This window comes from Mycobacterium kyogaense (assembly GCF_003254575.1).
GTDB lineage: Bacteria > Actinomycetota > Actinomycetes > Mycobacteriales > Mycobacteriaceae > Mycobacterium > Mycobacterium kyogaense.
On sequence record NZ_QJUA01000040.1, the window covers coordinates 1 to 14,694 of the forward strand.

The 14,694-nt window shown below is 69.2% G+C and carries 13 protein-coding genes and 1 tRNA gene; 9 read left to right on the forward strand and 5 right to left on the reverse strand.

Annotated features, from left to right (window positions below; all coding sequences use genetic code 11):
* Positions 1-1,951 (reverse strand): TPM domain-containing protein (locus tag DMB80_RS28850; protein WP_111511854.1); only part of this gene is annotated, 1,951 nt, incomplete at its 3' end.
* Positions 1,952-1,993: 42 nt separating this feature from the next.
* Here DMB80_RS28850 and DMB80_RS22265 point away from each other — a divergent pair.
* Genes DMB80_RS22265 through DMB80_RS22275 form a run of 3 tightly spaced genes read left to right on the forward strand, consistent with a single transcriptional unit; the run spans position 1,994 to position 5,579 of the window.
* Complete coding sequence (locus DMB80_RS22265) at positions 1,994-3,262, forward strand: deoxyguanosinetriphosphate triphosphohydrolase (RefSeq protein WP_111511855.1); 1,269 nt, start codon at positions 1,994-1,996, stop codon at positions 3,260-3,262.
* Between the two features lie 4 nt (positions 3,263-3,266).
* The gene (gene dnaG, locus DMB80_RS22270; RefSeq protein WP_111511856.1) at positions 3,267-5,231 is read left to right on the forward strand and encodes a DNA primase; all 1,965 of its coding nucleotides are present in this window, start codon (positions 3,267-3,269) and stop codon (positions 5,229-5,231) included.
* A 60-nt stretch (positions 5,232-5,291) separates the two neighbouring features.
* A complete protein-coding gene (locus tag DMB80_RS22275) occupies positions 5,292-5,579 on the forward strand; it encodes a DUF7155 family protein (RefSeq protein WP_111511857.1) in 288 nt (95 codons plus the stop codon).
* On the opposite strand, the gene DMB80_RS22280 is transcribed toward DMB80_RS22275, so the two are convergent.
* Positions 5,576-5,839, reverse strand: a complete 264-nt coding sequence (locus DMB80_RS22280; protein ID WP_111511858.1) for a hypothetical protein — start codon at positions 5,837-5,839, stop codon at positions 5,576-5,578. The genes DMB80_RS22275 and DMB80_RS22280 overlap by 4 nt on opposite strands.
* 179 nt (positions 5,840-6,018) lie before the next feature.
* Between DMB80_RS22280 and DMB80_RS22285 the strand changes: the two genes are divergently transcribed.
* From DMB80_RS22285 to DMB80_RS22295, 3 genes are all read left to right on the forward strand, one after another.
* Positions 6,019-6,091: transfer RNA gene (locus DMB80_RS22285), tRNA-Asn, on the forward strand.
* A 58-nt stretch (positions 6,092-6,149) separates the two neighbouring features.
* Complete coding sequence (locus DMB80_RS22290) at positions 6,150-6,710, forward strand: dihydrofolate reductase family protein (RefSeq protein WP_111511859.1); 561 nt, start codon at positions 6,150-6,152, stop codon at positions 6,708-6,710.
* Between the two features lie 24 nt (positions 6,711-6,734).
* A complete protein-coding gene (locus DMB80_RS22295) occupies positions 6,735-7,199 on the forward strand; it encodes an LppP/LprE family lipoprotein (RefSeq protein WP_111511860.1) in 465 nt (154 codons plus the stop codon).
* Position 7,200: 1 nt separating this feature from the next.
* Here DMB80_RS22295 and DMB80_RS22300 read toward each other — a convergent pair whose 3' ends face one another.
* Positions 7,201-9,162: an acyl-CoA dehydrogenase family protein gene (locus tag DMB80_RS22300; RefSeq protein ID WP_111511861.1), complete on the reverse strand. Its 1,962-nt coding sequence runs from the start codon at positions 9,160-9,162 to the stop codon at positions 7,201-7,203.
* 114 nt (positions 9,163-9,276) lie between these two features.
* Between DMB80_RS22300 and DMB80_RS22305 the strand changes: the two genes are divergently transcribed.
* The gene (locus DMB80_RS22305) at positions 9,277-9,999 is read left to right on the forward strand and encodes a VIT1/CCC1 transporter family protein (protein ID WP_240431339.1); all 723 of its coding nucleotides are present in this window, start codon (positions 9,277-9,279) and stop codon (positions 9,997-9,999) included.
* 4 nt (positions 10,000-10,003) lie between these two features.
* On the opposite strand, the gene DMB80_RS22310 is transcribed toward DMB80_RS22305, so the two are convergent.
* Positions 10,004-11,215 (reverse strand): MFS transporter, encoded by a 1,212-nt coding sequence (locus DMB80_RS22310; protein ID WP_111511863.1) that lies wholly within the window; start codon positions 11,213-11,215, stop codon positions 10,004-10,006.
* A 61-nt stretch (positions 11,216-11,276) separates the two neighbouring features.
* Positions 11,277-11,714 (reverse strand): MarR family winged helix-turn-helix transcriptional regulator, encoded by a 438-nt coding sequence (locus DMB80_RS22315; protein ID WP_111511864.1) that lies wholly within the window; start codon positions 11,712-11,714, stop codon positions 11,277-11,279.
* 65 nt (positions 11,715-11,779) lie between these two features.
* Here DMB80_RS22315 and DMB80_RS22320 point away from each other — a divergent pair, with 65 nt between their 5' ends.
* Complete coding sequence (locus DMB80_RS22320; protein WP_111511865.1) at positions 11,780-13,849, forward strand: ATP-binding cassette domain-containing protein; 2,070 nt, start codon at positions 11,780-11,782, stop codon at positions 13,847-13,849.
* Complete coding sequence (locus DMB80_RS22325; RefSeq protein WP_111511866.1) at positions 13,846-14,682, forward strand: CbiQ family ECF transporter T component; 837 nt, start codon at positions 13,846-13,848, stop codon at positions 14,680-14,682. The genes DMB80_RS22320 and DMB80_RS22325 overlap by 4 nt, the downstream gene beginning before the upstream one ends.
* The last annotated feature ends 12 nt before the right edge of the window (positions 14,683-14,694 follow it).

Genomic DNA, 14,694 nt, shown 5'->3' on the forward strand with positions numbered 1-14,694 from the left:
AGCCTCCGCCGCCAAAACCGCCGCCGAACCCTCCGCCGCCGAACCCTCCGCCGCCGAAGCCGCCGCGCATCGCACCGGAGAGCACGTTGCCCAGGATGATGCCGCCGATCACCGCGCCCATCTGGCCGCCGCTACCACCGCCGCCGTAGGGCCCGTTGAAATGCTGCTGCGCGGCCAGCACGTCGTTGTTCGCCAGCTGCTGTGCCTGCGCGGCGAGCATCGCCGCCCCGTTCGCATGCGCGATCGCCTCGTTCAGGTTGCCGGCTCGCTTGTCCTGCGCCGCTTGCAGTTGCCGCACCGCCTCCGACAACCGGGTGCGCGCTTCGGGGCCGATGACGCCGCGCCGGGTGTCGATGTAGTCCGACACCGCCCGCACCCGCGACTGCGCCGTGAACAGTGCCTGATCGTAGGTGCGGGTCAAGCGCGCGATGGTTTCCCGCTCCTCGGCGACGTCGGCGAGCAACCGGTCGAGTTCGGCGTCGGCCTGGGTGAGCCGGGTGAACGTACCCAGGGGATCGCTGGCGCCATCGGCCTGCGCGTGCGCCACCGCCGCCACCGCCGCGTCGCGGGCGGCGCCGAGTTGGGTTGCGACGGCGATGTTGCCTTGCGCCAGTTGGGTTCCTGCAGCCGTGATGCCGTTCTGCGCATCGGCGATCGCGGCGGGCAGGCCCGCCACCGCCCGGTTGATGTCGGTGGCGGCGCTGTCGACCGCATCGAGCAGTGTGCGCGCCTGGCCCAGTGCGGCCTCGGCGGCGTGGATCGCATCGACGAGCCCGCCCTGGCGGTCCGCGGGCCGGGCGACCAGGGCGCGCCCCGAGTCGATGTTCTGTTCGGCGAAGGTCAGTCGCTGTCGTGCCTCGTCGATGTTGTCGGCCACCGAGACCAGCGCGCTCTCGGCGAATTGGGTTTTCAGTCGGGTCAGGGTCTGGTTCGCCGGCTCGATGCGCGCGGTCAGGTCGACCACCTGCTGGGTGAGGGTGTCGAGCCGGCTGGGGGCGTTGATCACCAGATCGCGCAGCTGTGCGAACGCCTCGCGCTGGGCTTCGAGTTCGCGGTCGGCCTTGGCGGCGGCGACGACGACGCGGGTCAGTAGATCGCGCTGCTGCTGGGGCGTCTCGGGGATGGCGTCGTCGAGGATGTGGCGCACGTTGAGTGCCTGCGCCAGCGTGGTCTTGGCCGCGGCCACCGCAGCCGTGAACGCGGCGGTGTCCTGCTCTCCGAATTCCTCCACGGCGAGCGCCAATTCGCTCTCGCTGGTGCGCACGGCGTTGTCGACCTCGACCACGATGCGGCGAGACAGGTCGTCGAGTGCCTCCAGCGAGACACCGGCGAGCGCCGCCGGATCGGACGGGTCGACACGCTGCGCGGCGGCGATCTCGGCCTCGCGACGCTTCGCCCGCCGCCTGCGCTGCCACAGCACGAGGATCACGACGCCCAGCGCGATGACGCCCAAAGCGATCACCAGGCCCAGCCAGCTGCTGCCGGAGGTGCCGCTGTTGGCGAGCCCGTTCGCGGCAGCCACCGCAGCACCGGCCCAGTCCTGTTTGCGCAGCAGCGGCTCCACGTCGTTGCGGCGCAGCGTGTCGACGTCCACGCTGCCTACCGCCTCGGTCGGGGCGAGCAGCGCGTAGGCCCGGTCTACGGTCGCCACCGCAAGAATCGCGTCGGAACTTCCCAGATCACTCTGTCGGTAGGTGGCCTGTGCCCAGCTCTGCGCGTCCTGACCCGAGAAGTTGTCGACGTAGACCACCCACAGCCGGATCTGCCGATCATTGTAGAGCCGGTCGATGGCGTTCTGCACCTGCGTCGTCTGCGCGGGATCGAGCGCGCCGGCCTGATCGGTCAGATAGGTCGGCAGACGCAGCGGTGCGGTGGCGCTCGCCGCCGGCGCCAGCAGGCCCGCCGCGATCCACAGGACGGCGAGCAGGCCGAGCGAACGAGCAATGCGCATGCCCTCAATCTAGTGCTCGCAGGGCTGGCAGACTGTGCCCCGGTGAACCGAACAGAACGCTACGACGCGGCGGACCGGGAGCGGCGGGTAGCCGAGCCCGCGAAGAGCGCCGCGCTGCCCGGAACCGACTCCGAGCACCGCTCGGATTTCGCCCGGGATCGCGCTCGCGTCCTGCACTGCGCTGCGCTGCGCCGGCTGGCCGACAAGACCCAGGTGGTGGGTCCCCGCGAGGGGGAGACGCCGCGCACCCGGCTGACCCACTCACTGGAAGTGGCGCAGATCGGCCGCGGGATGGCGATCGAACTCGGCTGTGACCCCGACCTGGTCGACCTCGCGGGGCTGGCCCACGACATCGGTCATCCGCCGTACGGGCACAACGGCGAACGCGCCCTCGACGAGATCACCAAGACGTTCGGGGGTTTCGAGGGCAACGCGCAGAACTTCCGGATCCTGACTCGGCTGGAGCCCAAAGTCCTTGACGCGCAGGGGCGCAGCGCCGGCCTCAACCTGACCCGCGCGTCGCTCGACGCGGTCACCAAGTATCCGTGGCCGCGGATCGGGGAGCGCCGCAAGTTCGGTTTCTACGGCGACGACATGGCCGCCGCGGAGTGGGTGCGGGCCGGGGCGCCTGCCGAGCGGCCCTGCCTGGAGGCCCAGGTGATGGACTGGGCCGACGATGTCGCGTACTCGGTGCACGACGTCGAGGACGGGGTGATGAGCGGGCGCATCGACCTGCGTGTGCTGGCCGACCCCGATGCCGCCGCGTCGCTGGCCCATGTGGGCGCGGGGTCCTTCCCGACGCTGACCCCGGACGACCTGATGGCCGCCGCCGAGCGGCTGTCCCGGGTCCCGGTGGTGGCGGCGGTCGGCAAGTTCGACGGCACTCTGGGCGCGTCGGTGGCGCTGAAGACCCTGACCAGCGAGTTGGTCGGCCGGTTCGCGAACGCGGCCGTCACCGCCACGACGGCGACGGCGGGGCCTGGTCCGCTGCAGCGCTTCTCCGCAGATCTCGAGGTGCCTGTCCTGGTCCGCGCCGAAGTGGTGCTGTTGAAGACCCTTGCACTTCAATTCATCATGTCGGACCACCGGCATCTGCAGATCCAGTCCGATCAGCGCATCCTGATCCAGGAGGTCGCGCTGGCGTTGTGGGGGCAGGCCCCGGGCAGCCTCGACCCGCAATTCGCCGCCGAGTTCGTCGCCGCCGAGGACGACGGTGCGCGGCTGCGGGTGGTGGTCGACCAGATCGCCTCGTACACCGAAGGACGGTTGGAACGAGTGCACGAAGCCCGGACCCCGCGCCCTCTAGACTGACCGCGTGGCGGGCGACGGTACGCGGGGACGGGGCAGGATCCCCGATCGCGACATCGCCGCCATCCGGGAGCGCGTCAACATCGACGACGTCGTCGGCGACTACGTGCAGTTGCGCCGCGCCGGTGCCGATTCGCTCAAGGGCTTGTGCCCCTTCCACGACGAGAAGTCGCCGTCGTTCCACGTCCGCCCCAATCACGGGCATTTCCACTGTTTCGGCTGTGGTGAGGGTGGCGACGTCTACGCGTTCCTGCAGAAGATCGAGCATGTCAGCTTCGTCGAGGCCGTCGAACTGCTCGCCGACCGGGTCGGCTACACGGTCACCTACACCGGCGCGTCGACCACCAACGTGCAACGCGACCGGGGGAGCCGTAGCAGGCTGCTGGCCGCCAACTCGGCCGCGCAGGAGTTCTACGCCGAGGCGCTGCAGAGCGCTGAAGCCGCACCGGCCCGCCAGTATCTGATCGACCGCAACTTCGACGCCGAGGCCGCCGCCAAATTCGGCTGTGGCTTCGCCCCGTCGGGCTGGGACACGCTGACCAAGCATCTGCTGCGCAAGGGCTTCGAGTTCAAGGAGCTCGAGGCCGCGGGTCTGTCGCGGGAGGGTCGCCGCGGCCCGATGGACCGGTTCCACCGCCGGCTGCTGTGGCCCATCCGCGCCAGCGGCGGGGAGGTGATCGGCTTCGGGGCGCGTCGGATCTTCGACGACGATCAGATGGAAGCCAAGTACGTCAACACACCCGAAACCGTGCTGTACAAGAAGTCAGGGGTGCTGTTCGGGCTCGATCTGGCCAAGCGGGACATCGCGAAGGCGCATCGCGCCGTCGTCGTCGAGGGCTACACCGATGTGATGGCCATGCATCTGGCGGGGGAGACCACCGCGGTCGCGTCGTGCGGCACGGCCTTCGGCGACGGCCATCTGGGGCTGCTGCGCCGGTTGATGATGGACGACAACTGGTATCGCGGCGAGTTGATCTTCGTCTTCGACGGGGACGCGGCGGGGCAGGCGGCCGCGCTGAAGGCCTTCGACGGGGATCAGCAGGTGTCCGGGAAGTCTTTTGTAGCAGTGGCTTCCGACGGGATGGACCCCTGCGATCTGCGGTTGAAATCCGGCGACGCGGCGCTGCGGGATCTGGTGGCTCGGCGCATCCCGATGTTCGAGTTCGCGGTCCGCAGCCTCATCCCGGCGGGGGACGTGCTCGACAACGATCCGCAGGCGCAGGTCGACGCCCTGCGCCGGTGCGTGCCGCTGGTCGCCCGCATTCGGGACTACGCGCTGCGAGACGAGTACGCGCGGCGGTTGGCGGGCTGGACGGGGTGGCTCGACGAGGCGCAGGTGCTCGGCCGGGTGCGCGAGGAAGCCGCCAAGCGGGGGATGCCGGACCGGTCGCGCCGCCGTGGGGCGACCAGGTCCGAGACGGGGCGCGATCAGATGCCCGATCAGACCACCCGGTCGCGTCCGGCCGACGGCGCCACCCGGCCCAACCCGGCCGATCCGACGCTGTGGCCGCAGCGCGAGGCCCTCAAATCCGCGCTGCAGTATCCGGCGCTGGCCGGTCCGGTGTTCGACTCGCTGGCCGCGGAGAGTTTCACCCATCCCGGGTACACCGCGGTACGGGCTGCGATCGAGGCTGCGGGCGGCACCGCGGGTGGCCTGAGCGGGGCCCAGTGGATCGAAGCGGTCCGAGAACACGCAGCCAGTCCGGCAGCGGCGAGCCTGGTCAACGAGCTCAGCGCGGAGGCGATCAACGCCGACGACGAGCGGCTGCCCCGCTACATCGGGAGCGTGCTGGCTCGACTGCAGGAAGTGTGGATCGGCCGCCAGATCGCCGAGGTCAAATCGAAACTGCAGCGGATGTCGCCGGTCGAGCAGGGCGACGAGTATCACGCGCTGTTCGGGGACCTGGTCGCGATGGAGGCCTACCGGCGCAGCCTGCTCGAACAGGCAAGTGGTAACGACCTGACTGCATGATCGGGCGCGCCGGGTTATGGTGTGTGCGTCAGCAGTCGGGGAGAAGGCGAGTTGTCTGTGATGTCCGTGCCCACCATTCGCACCCACGCAGCGCGACTGATCGTCGGCGCCGTCGCTGCCGCGGCTGTCGCCGCCCCGATGTACGCATCGCTGACCAGCCCCGAGGCCACTGCGCAGGCCGGCCCGAAGTGTCTCGCCTGGTTCGGCAATCAGGAAGACGGCCACTGCCTCGGCTACTCGAACGGCACTCCCGCGGCGATCGGCACGCCGGGCGTCGCGTTCGGCAACGGTGGTATCACCACCGGGCCGCTGCTGCCCGGGACGTCGTTCAACTCCAACTTCGGCTAGCGCTTCTCGCCTGCCGCCCGCCGCTCGACCTGCCCAGGCCCGTACACCTCGGTGCCGGGGTCGATCGGCGTGACTTCCACCATCGCCGGATCGGGTGACACCCGTTCGGCTATCTTGCGCCGTCCCGCGTCGATCACCGCGCGGGCGGCGGGGCTGCCCGTGACGGCACGGTAGGTGCCGGCGAGCTGTTCGTATCGCTGCCGTCCGGCCTTGGTGCCCAACACGTAGCCGACGGCCGCAACGGCGACATACCCGATCACAGGACTCCTCCAGAGCACTCTCGCGAGGCGGCGCACTACCGATTCCGCGCCACTCGTCTCGTGTCCATCCTGCCTCACGAACAGGGGTGCGCGCCCGGCCGGCAACGCATTGGCAACCGCGGCCCGCCGTAGGCTAGAGTGCTCTCTGGCCCGCGGCGCACAGTCTGCGGGAGGTGCAATCCCCTGTAGCTCAATTGGCAGAGCATTCGGCTGTTAACCGAAGGGTTGCTGGTTCGAGTCCAGCCGGGGGAGCAAGAGTTCTCCACACCGGGCGCCCGCGATGAGTGCGGCGCGGGGCAGTCTGACATCCATGGGAAAACTCATCTACGGCTTCACCGTCTCGGTGGACGGCTACATCGCCGACGCGAACGGCTCGATCAACTGGAGTACCCCGAGCGACGAGCTGCACCAGTACTGGAACGACTTCGAACGCGAGACCGCGTTGTCGTTCTACGGACGACGGCTCTACGAGCTGATGTCCGCGTACTGGCCGACTGCCGACGAGGCCCCGGATGCGGAGCCGCTGATCGTCGACTTCGCCCGTGTCTGGCGGGACATGCCCAAGGTGGTGTTCTCCCGAACCCTGGCATCCGTCGACTGGAATTCCCGCCTGGAACGCGGTGACCCGGTCGAGGTGGTCCGCAGGCTGAAGGCGGACACCGACGGTCAGATGGAGATCGCCGGTGCGACGCTGGCCGCGCCGGTGGTGCAGGCGGGTCTGGTCGACGAGTTCCGGATCGTCGTCGCACCCGTCGCCGTGGGCGGCGGCACGCCGTTCTTCCCGACCCTGCCGTCATGGATCTCGCTGCGGCTGCTGGAGAACCGGACATTTCCGGGCGGCACGGTCCTGTTGCGCTACGAGGCCCGCTGAGGCGGCCTGCCTATTGTTGAACCCATGCGTTTTTCGCCGGTCCTCATGGTGATGAGCACAGCGCTGCTCAGCGCGTGCGGGTGGAGCCCGCCCAGCCCGGCGCCGACGAGCACTCAGGCCTGCGGCCCCGGCCCGGACGCGCAAGCGGTCGCCACGGAGATCTCGATGTTGCCGCAGGCGTCCTGGACCGAGAGCGCCCGCGGGCACGCGGCGGACTGCCGGCTGAACTGGGTGGTGGTCAGCTCCGGCGCCGCGTCGGACAGCCCGCAGCAGGTGCTGTTCTTCGATGGCGACAAAGGCATCGGCTCCCCGACACCGGAGCCGCGGCCCTACATCAGCGTCGTCGCACAGGGCGATCACGATGCCCGCGTGCAGTATCAGTGGCGGCAGGGCGCCGATGCGGCGTGCTGCCCCACCGGAGTGGGGACAGCACGCGTCACGCTCGAAGAGGGCCGGCTGACGATTCTCGACCCCATCCCCGGGCCCTGACTCAGATCACGCCTGCGGAGGTCGCATCCTGACGGGTGTGCTCGTCGGCGTCCGGGATGTGTTCGGGGTGCAGCATCTCGGCGTACCGCAACTGCTCGGGGATGCCGAAGCCGTCGACCAACAGTTCGGCGTAGGGCCGAAGCCGCTTGCAGCGGTCGTTGATCGCGCGGGTGACGGCCTTGGCGCGTTCGGTGGACAGGTAGCGGTGCTCGACGAACCACGACTTGTCCTCTTCGATCACGGTCAGTGCGTACAGGTCGCACACCAGGCCGAGGATCTCGCGCGCGGTCCGGTCGTGGCAGGAGTCGATGCCGGCGACGAACGCTTCGAACACGATGCGGTCGATGTGGGCCTGCGCCACGTGAAGCACGTGGTCCTGCACGGAGTTGAACGCCTCGAACGCGCTCATCTCCTTGGACTTGCTCTGCAGCCGCCGCGCCACCGATGAGGTCATGTACTCCTCACGGTCCTCGAGCATCTTGGCCTGGGTGCCGCGGTTGAAGAGGCTGCCCTCTTCCTCGTTGTCCTGCCGGGAATCCAGGACTGTCTGCATGATCGTCTGTGCCGCAGTGCGTTTGAGCACCCGCTCGCCGGCGAATCGGGCCGCGAAGCCGACCCACTCGACCGGGCTCATGCCCTTGATGTCGTCGGCGTAGGCGGTCAGCAGTTCCTTGGCCACCAGCTGGAACAACACGTGGTTGTCACCTTCGAAGGTGGTGAACACGTCGGTGTCGGCCTTGAGCGCGATGAGGCGGTTCTCGGCGAGATAGCCGGCGCCACCGCATGCTTCGCGCGCCTCCTGAATGGCGCGGGTCGCGTGCCAGGTGTTGGCGGCCTTGAGGCCCGCGGCCCGGGATTCGAGTTCGCGCTGCTCTTCTGGGTCCGGGTCGTCGGCGGTCTGCAGCTCATGGCACTTGGCCACCAGCTCGTTCTGCGCGAACTGCAGCGCATACGAGCGGGCGATCAACGGGAACAGGCGCCGCTGGTGGATGAGATAGTCCATCAAAAGCACCTCGCCGCCGTCGGGGTCGGAGAACTGGCGACGCTGCAGCGCGTAGCGCGTCGCGATGTCCAGTGCGACGCGGCCGGCGGCGCCGGCGCTGCCGCCGACGGTGACCCGTCCGCGGATCAGGGTGCCGAGCATGGTGAAGAAGCGCCGGTTCGGGTTCTCGATCGGGGAGCTGTAGGTCCCGTCCGCTGCGACGTCGGCGTACTTGTTGAGCAGGTTGTCGCGGGGGATGCGCACGTTGTCGAACTGGATGCGGCCGTTGTCGACACCGGGCAGGCCGCCCTTGTAGTGGCAGTCCGACGTCGTGACACCGGGCAGGTCGTCACCGGCCTCGTCGCGAATGGGCACGACGAAGCAGTGCACGCCGTGACCTTCGCCGTCCGGGGTGATCAGCTGTGCGAAAACCGTTGCGAATCGCGCGGTTTGAGCCGCACCGCCGATGTAGTCCTTGCGCGAGGATGGCGTGGGGGAGTCGATGACGAACTCTTCGGTGGCCGGGTCGTAGGTGGCGGTCGTCTCCAGGGACTGGACGTCGCTGCCGTGGCCCGTCTCGGTCATCGCGAAGCAGCCGAGCACCTCGAGGTCGATGAGCTTCTTGACGTAGGCCTCGTGATGACGCTCGGTGCCGAGGTTTTCGATCGCACCGCCGAACAGGCCCCACTGCACGCCCGCCTTGACCATCAGCGACAGATCGCTCATCGCGAGCATCTCGATCTGTGTGACGGCGGCTCCGACGTCTCCGTTTCCGCCGTGCTCCTTCTTGAAGCCGTCCTCGGCGGCGCCGCGAGCGGCCATGATCCGCATCTGCTCGGCGACCTTGGTGCGAGCGATGACGGTGTTCGGGGTGTAGTGCGGTCGGAAGATGTCGTTGCTGAGTTCCTTGCGCAACGCGTTCTTGGTGTCTCGCCAGCGGCCGTCGAGGCAGTTCCGTAGATGCTCCGCAGTGGTGGTCATATGTCGACGGTAGCCCGCGAAACCGTCGGACAAACTGTGATGTCACAAACCCGTCCGAAGCCGGTCCGAACCCTCCGGTGACTCGAGCCCGGGCCGCGGCGTTCAATGGTCGCCATGACCGAGTCAACGGGGGAGCAGGCCGGAGTGCACGTCGAGGATCATCGGCACGCCGATGTGACCGGCGGGTGGCTACGCGCCGCCACGTTCGGAGCGATGGACGGCCTGGTGAGCAACACCGCGCTGATCGCCGGTGTGGCCGCGAGCGCCTCGGCGCACACCGTCGTGATCAGCGGCGTGGCGGGGCTGCTGGCCGGCAGCTTCTCGATGGCGCTCGGCGAGTACACGTCGGTCACGACGGCCAACGAGCAGATCGACTCCGAGGTGCATGTGGAGCGGAAATCCTTTGCGCGCCAACCCGAGGTGGAGCAGGCGGAGCTGGTGGCCAAGCTCGTGGCGCTCGGGATGTCCGCCGAGACGGCGGCCAAGGCGTCGGAGGAAATCCACCAGGACGATCACAAGGCGATCAACTTCCATCTGATCCAGGAGCTCGGGGTCGACCCGCAGGACAAGCCGTCACCGTGGCTGGCGGCCGGCTCGTCGTTCGTGATGTTCGCGATCGGCGCGATCATCCCGCTGATCCCGTATCTGCTCGGCTACGAATCGCTGTGGGCCGGCCTGGCTTTCGGCGGCGCGGGGCTGCTGCTGGCGGGAGCTGCAGCAGCCCGCATCACCCGCCGCTCACCGATCGTCGGCTCGGCGCGGCAGCTGACGTTCGGCGCGGTCGCGATCGGCGCGACCTACCTCGTCGGTCACCTGATCGGCGTCGCCGCGACCTGAACGCTCAGCTCTCGTTGCCCACGGTGACGGCCTGGGCCTCGTCGCGCAGCTCCTCGAGCTCGGTTTCCTCGTCGTCGATGTGGGTGAGATGCCGCCGCGATGCGGTCAGCACCAGCGCGCCCAGGAGGACCGCTCCCGCGCCGACCCAGAACGGCAGGTGCGCGCTCACCTGCTCGCCGAGCACGCCGGCGAGCCACGGGGCGACGGCGGCGCCGGAGAACCGCATGAAGCTGTAAGCGGCCGACGCGACTCCGCGTTCCACCGGGGCGGCCTTCATCACGGTCTCGGTGATCAGCGTGTTGTTGATGCCGATCCACAGCCCCGCCACGACGACGCAGGCAGCCAGGACGGCCTTGTGGTCGGTCCACACCGCCATCGCGGCCAGCGTGACGGTCATCAACAGCAGGTTGACCACCAGCGTGCGCACGGTGCCGAAGCGGTGCTGCAGCCGGGGGGCGACGAACACCGAGGTGAAGGCCAGGGCCAGGCCCCAGCCGAAGAAGATCAGCCCGATCTCCTGTGCGCCCATGTCGAGGGGGAACGGGGTGAACGCCAGCAGCGTGAAGAAACCGAAGTTGTAGAGCAGTGCCGTGACGGCGACGCCCAGCAGGCCGCGGTGTGCGAGTGCCCGGAAGGGGTCGGCCAGCGTGGTGGCCCGGGCTGCCGGCGGCGTGGCGGGGAGCAGGAAGGTGGTCACCACCAGCGCGATGGCCATCAACACCGAGACTCCGAAAAACGGTCCGCGCCAAGAGATCTCACCGAGGACGCCGCCCACGAGCGGGCCGACGGCGATGCCGAGACCCAGTGCCGCCTCGTACAGGATGATCGCCTGGGCCACCGATCCGCGCGCCGAGCTGACGATCGTCGCCAGTGCGGTGGCGATGAAGAGCGCGTTGCCCAAGCCCCACAGTGCCCGCCAGCCGACGATGCCCATCACGGTGTCGGAGAGTCCGGCCAGTCCCGCGCCGGCGATGATGATGACCAAACCGATCAGCAGCGTGCGCTTGGGGCCGATCCGGCTGGACACCACACCGGTGATCAGCATCGCGACGCCCATCACGGCCATGTAGCTGGTGAACAGCAGGGAGACCTGGGACGGGGAGGCGTTCAGGTTGTCGGCGATGGGCTTGAGGATCGGGTCGACGAGACCGATCCCCATGAACGCGACGACGGACGCGAACGCGACGGCCCAGACGGCCTTGGGTTGACGCCACATCTGTGTATCGGCAGACACAGCCGAATCACTCCTTTCGATCAGTGAGACGTTCAGTGCACGGTCAGTGCGATACCGCCGAGGACGTGGCCTCGTCGATGAGACGGCGCAGCACGCCGACCGCTTCGGTCAGGCAGGCGCGGTCGGCCTCGCTGAGCCGTTCGAGATAGGGGTCGACGGCCGCGCCTCGATCGGCCCTCGCCTGGAGGATGGTCTTCTTGCCGTGCTCGGTGATCCGGATCAGCACGGCGCGCGCGTCGTGCGGGTCTGTGGTTCGCGTCACCATGCCGGCGTCTTCGAGACGGCGCACCTGCGTCGTCATCGTGGGCTGCGAGCAGTGATCGAGCGCGGCCAGGTCGGAGATCCGGGCCTCGCCGCGATCGTCGATCGTGGACAGCAGCCGCGCCTGGGCGAACGGGAGGGGGATGCGAACCCGCTGGTTGGCCATCCGGTTGAGCCGTGCCACCACCGAGAGCAGGTCGGAACCGAGAGTGGAGGACATCCCTCCATGATTGCATAGAATCCCTATGCATTCCACCAGGGGGCACCGGCTGGCAGAATCGTGAAATGACCACGGCCGCCCCGCAGCGCACGCCGCGACGGTCGGGCTCTCTTCAACCGGTCGAGCTCGCGCAGGCCGCGGTGATGGCGGCCCTGTGCGCGGCCATCGCCATCATCGCAGTGGTCGTCCCGTTCGCGGCAGGTCTGTCACTGCTCGGCACCGTGCCGATGGGGCTGCTGGCCTACCGGTACCGCCTGCGGGTCGTGCTGACCGCGACGGTCGCCGGCGGGCTTGTGGCCTTCCTGATCGCCGGCATGGGCGGCTTCATGACCGTCGTGAACTGCGCCTACATCGGCGGGCTCACCGGCATCGTGAAGCGGCGCGGGCGCGGCACGCCCACCGTCGTGGCCGCCTCGCTCGTCGCAGGCGCCGTGTTCGGACTGTTCATCGTCGGCGCCCTGTCCGTGCTGAGCCGGCTGCGCACCCTCATCTTCGACTCCGTCACCGCGAACATCACCGGGGTCGCGGCGATCATGCGCCGGATCCCGCAACTCGAGGACGCCGCAGCGCGCCTCGAGCGCGATTTCGCCACCGCGCTGCACTACTGGCCGCTGCTGTTCTTCGTCATGGGTGTGTTCTCCATCACCTGGGTGAGCCTGGTCGGCTGGTGGGCACTGTCCCGAGTGATGGCGCGGCTGATGGGCGTACCGGATGTGCACAAGCTCGAGACCCCGGCGGACAACGGCCCCGTCGGGCCCATCCCGTTGCAGCTGCGCGACGTCCGGTTCCGGTACCCCGCCACCCACCGCGACGCGCTGGGGCCGGTGTCCATGGCCGTCGAACCCGGCGAGCACGTCGCCGTTACCGGGGCCAACGGATCGGGTAAGACGACGCTGATGCTCGTGCTGTCCGGTCGCGAACCCAGCGCGGGCACCATCGAGCGGCCGGGAAGCGTCGGACTGGGCAAGCGCGGCGGCACCGCGGTCGTGATGCAGCACCCCGAGAGTCAGGTACTCGGCACCCGGGTCGCCGACGACGTGGTGTGGGGTCTGCCTCCCGGTGCGACGACCGACGTCGACCGCCTGCTCGGCGAAGTGGGCCTCGACGGCTTCGGCGAACGCGACACCGGCGGGCTGTCCGGCGGCGAACTCCAGCGGTTGGCCGTGGCGGCCGCGCTGGCCCGCGAGCCCGCGCTGCTGATCGCCGACGAGGTGACCAGCATGGTGGACCAGCAGGGCCGCGACGGCTTGATGTCGGTGCTCTCAGGGCTCACCCGTGCGCACAGCACTGCTCTGGTGCACATCACCCATTACAACGACGAAGCCGAGGCCGCCGACCGCACGGTGGCGTTGACCGGCAACGGCGCCAACGCCGACAACGTCTCCGGGCCCGAGATGGTCGAGACCGCGGAGGTGCATGCACCCCGCCCCGACGCCGAGGTCGAGGCAGACCATCGGGCCGACCCGCCGGTGCTCGAGCTACGCGGCGTCAGCCATGTCTACGGTGACGGAACGCCCTGGGCCAAGCCCGCGTTGACCGGTATCGACTTCGCGGTGCACGCGGGCGACGGGGTCCTGATCCACGGGCTCAACGGATCCGGCAAGTCCACCCTGGCCTGGATCATGGCCGGGCTGACGGTGCCGAGCGACGGAGCCTGCCTGCTCGACGGCAAGCCGGTGTCCGAACAGGTTGGCGCCGTGGCGATCTCTTTCCAGGCGGCCCGACTGCAACTGATGCGCAGCCACGTCGCGCTGGAGATCGCCTCGCTGGCCGGGTTCTCCAAGTACGACCAGCGGAAGGTGAGCGAGGCACTCAACACCGTGGGTCTGGACCCGACGCTGGCCGCGCGGCGCATCGATCAGCTCAGCGGCGGCCAGATGCGGCGGGTGGTGCTCGCCGGGCTCCTGGCCCGGTCCCCGCGCGCGCTGATCCTCGACGAACCGCTGGCCGGGCTCGATGCAGCCTCCGCCCAGGGTCTGGTGCGCCTCCTCGAAGATCTGCGCCGGCGGCGACGGCTGACGGTCGTGGTGATCTCCCACGACTTCGCGGGTCTGGAGAACCTGTGTCCCCGCACGCTGCACCTGCGCGACGGGCAACTGGCGACCGCGCCCACCGCGGCGGGGGGAATGGCATGAGCGCCGCCCGCCCCCGGCGTCAGGTCGTGCTGCTGCGACCGGTGCCGGGCCGCACCGTGATCCACGACCTCTGGGCCGGCGCGAAACTCATCATCGTCGGCGCGATCGGCGTTCTGCTCACGTTCTATCCGGGCTGGTTTCCGATCGCTGCGGTTGCCGTCCTGGTCCTTCTGTCGGCCAGGCTCGCCCGCATCCCGCGCGGGGTACTGCCCTCGGTCCCGCGGTGGCTGTGGTTCCTGCTGGCGCTGGGCGGGCTGACGGCCACGTTCGCCGGCGGTAGCCCGGTGCTGTCGGTGGGTTCGATGGAGATCGGTTTCGGTGGCCTGCTGAACTTCCTGCGCATCACCGCGCTGTCGATCGTCCTGCTCGGCCTCGGCGCGATGATCTCCTGGACCACCAACGTGGCCGAGATCGCCCCCGCCGTCGCCGCGCTAGGCCGGCCGCTGCGACCGCTGCGTGTTCCCGTCGACGACTGGGCGGTGGCACTTGCGCTGTCGCTGAGGGCCTTTCCGATGTTGATCGACGAATTCAGCGTGCTCTACGCGGCACGCCGGTTGCGCCCACCGGACGTGGACGCCCACCGTCGTGGCCGGGGAAAGAGATGGGCGGCGGAACTGATCGATCTGCTCGCCGCGGCCATCACCGTCGCGCTGCGTCGCGCCGACGAAATGGGCGATGCGATCACCGCACGCGGTGGCGCGGGCCAGATCTCGGCTATGCCGTCGAAGCCCGCCCGCCGCGACTGGGTGGCCTTCGCGATCGTCGCCGTCGTGTGCGGCGCCGCGCTGGCACTCGAGCTGACGGTCCTTCCCACCAGTAGCGCCCGCAGCTGACCCATTACGGTG

Coding starts and splice junctions, on each gene's coding strand:
- DMB80_RS22290 (WP_111511859.1), top strand. CDS start 6,150: ATGGGAAAACTCATCTACGGCTTCACCGTCTCGGTGGACGGCTACATC.
- DMB80_RS22305 (WP_240431339.1), top strand. CDS start 9,277: ATGACCGAGTCAACGGGGGAGCAGGCCGGAGTGCACGTCGAGGATCAT.
- DMB80_RS22320 (WP_111511865.1), top strand. CDS start 11,780: ATGACCACGGCCGCCCCGCAGCGCACGCCGCGACGGTCGGGCTCTCTT.
- DMB80_RS22300 (WP_111511861.1), bottom strand. CDS start 9,162: ATGACCACCACTGCGGAGCATCTACGGAACTGCCTCGACGGCCGCTGG.
- DMB80_RS22310 (WP_111511863.1), bottom strand. CDS start 11,215: ATGTGGCGTCAACCCAAGGCCGTCTGGGCCGTCGCGTTCGCGTCCGTC.
- DMB80_RS22315 (WP_111511864.1), bottom strand. CDS start 11,714: ATGTCCTCCACTCTCGGTTCCGACCTGCTCTCGGTGGTGGCACGGCTC.
- DMB80_RS22275 (WP_111511857.1), top strand. CDS start 5,292: ATGTCCGTGCCCACCATTCGCACCCACGCAGCGCGACTGATCGTCGGC.
- DMB80_RS22295 (WP_111511860.1), top strand. CDS start 6,735: ATGCGTTTTTCGCCGGTCCTCATGGTGATGAGCACAGCGCTGCTCAGC.
- DMB80_RS22325 (WP_111511866.1), top strand. CDS start 13,846: ATGAGCGCCGCCCGCCCCCGGCGTCAGGTCGTGCTGCTGCGACCGGTG.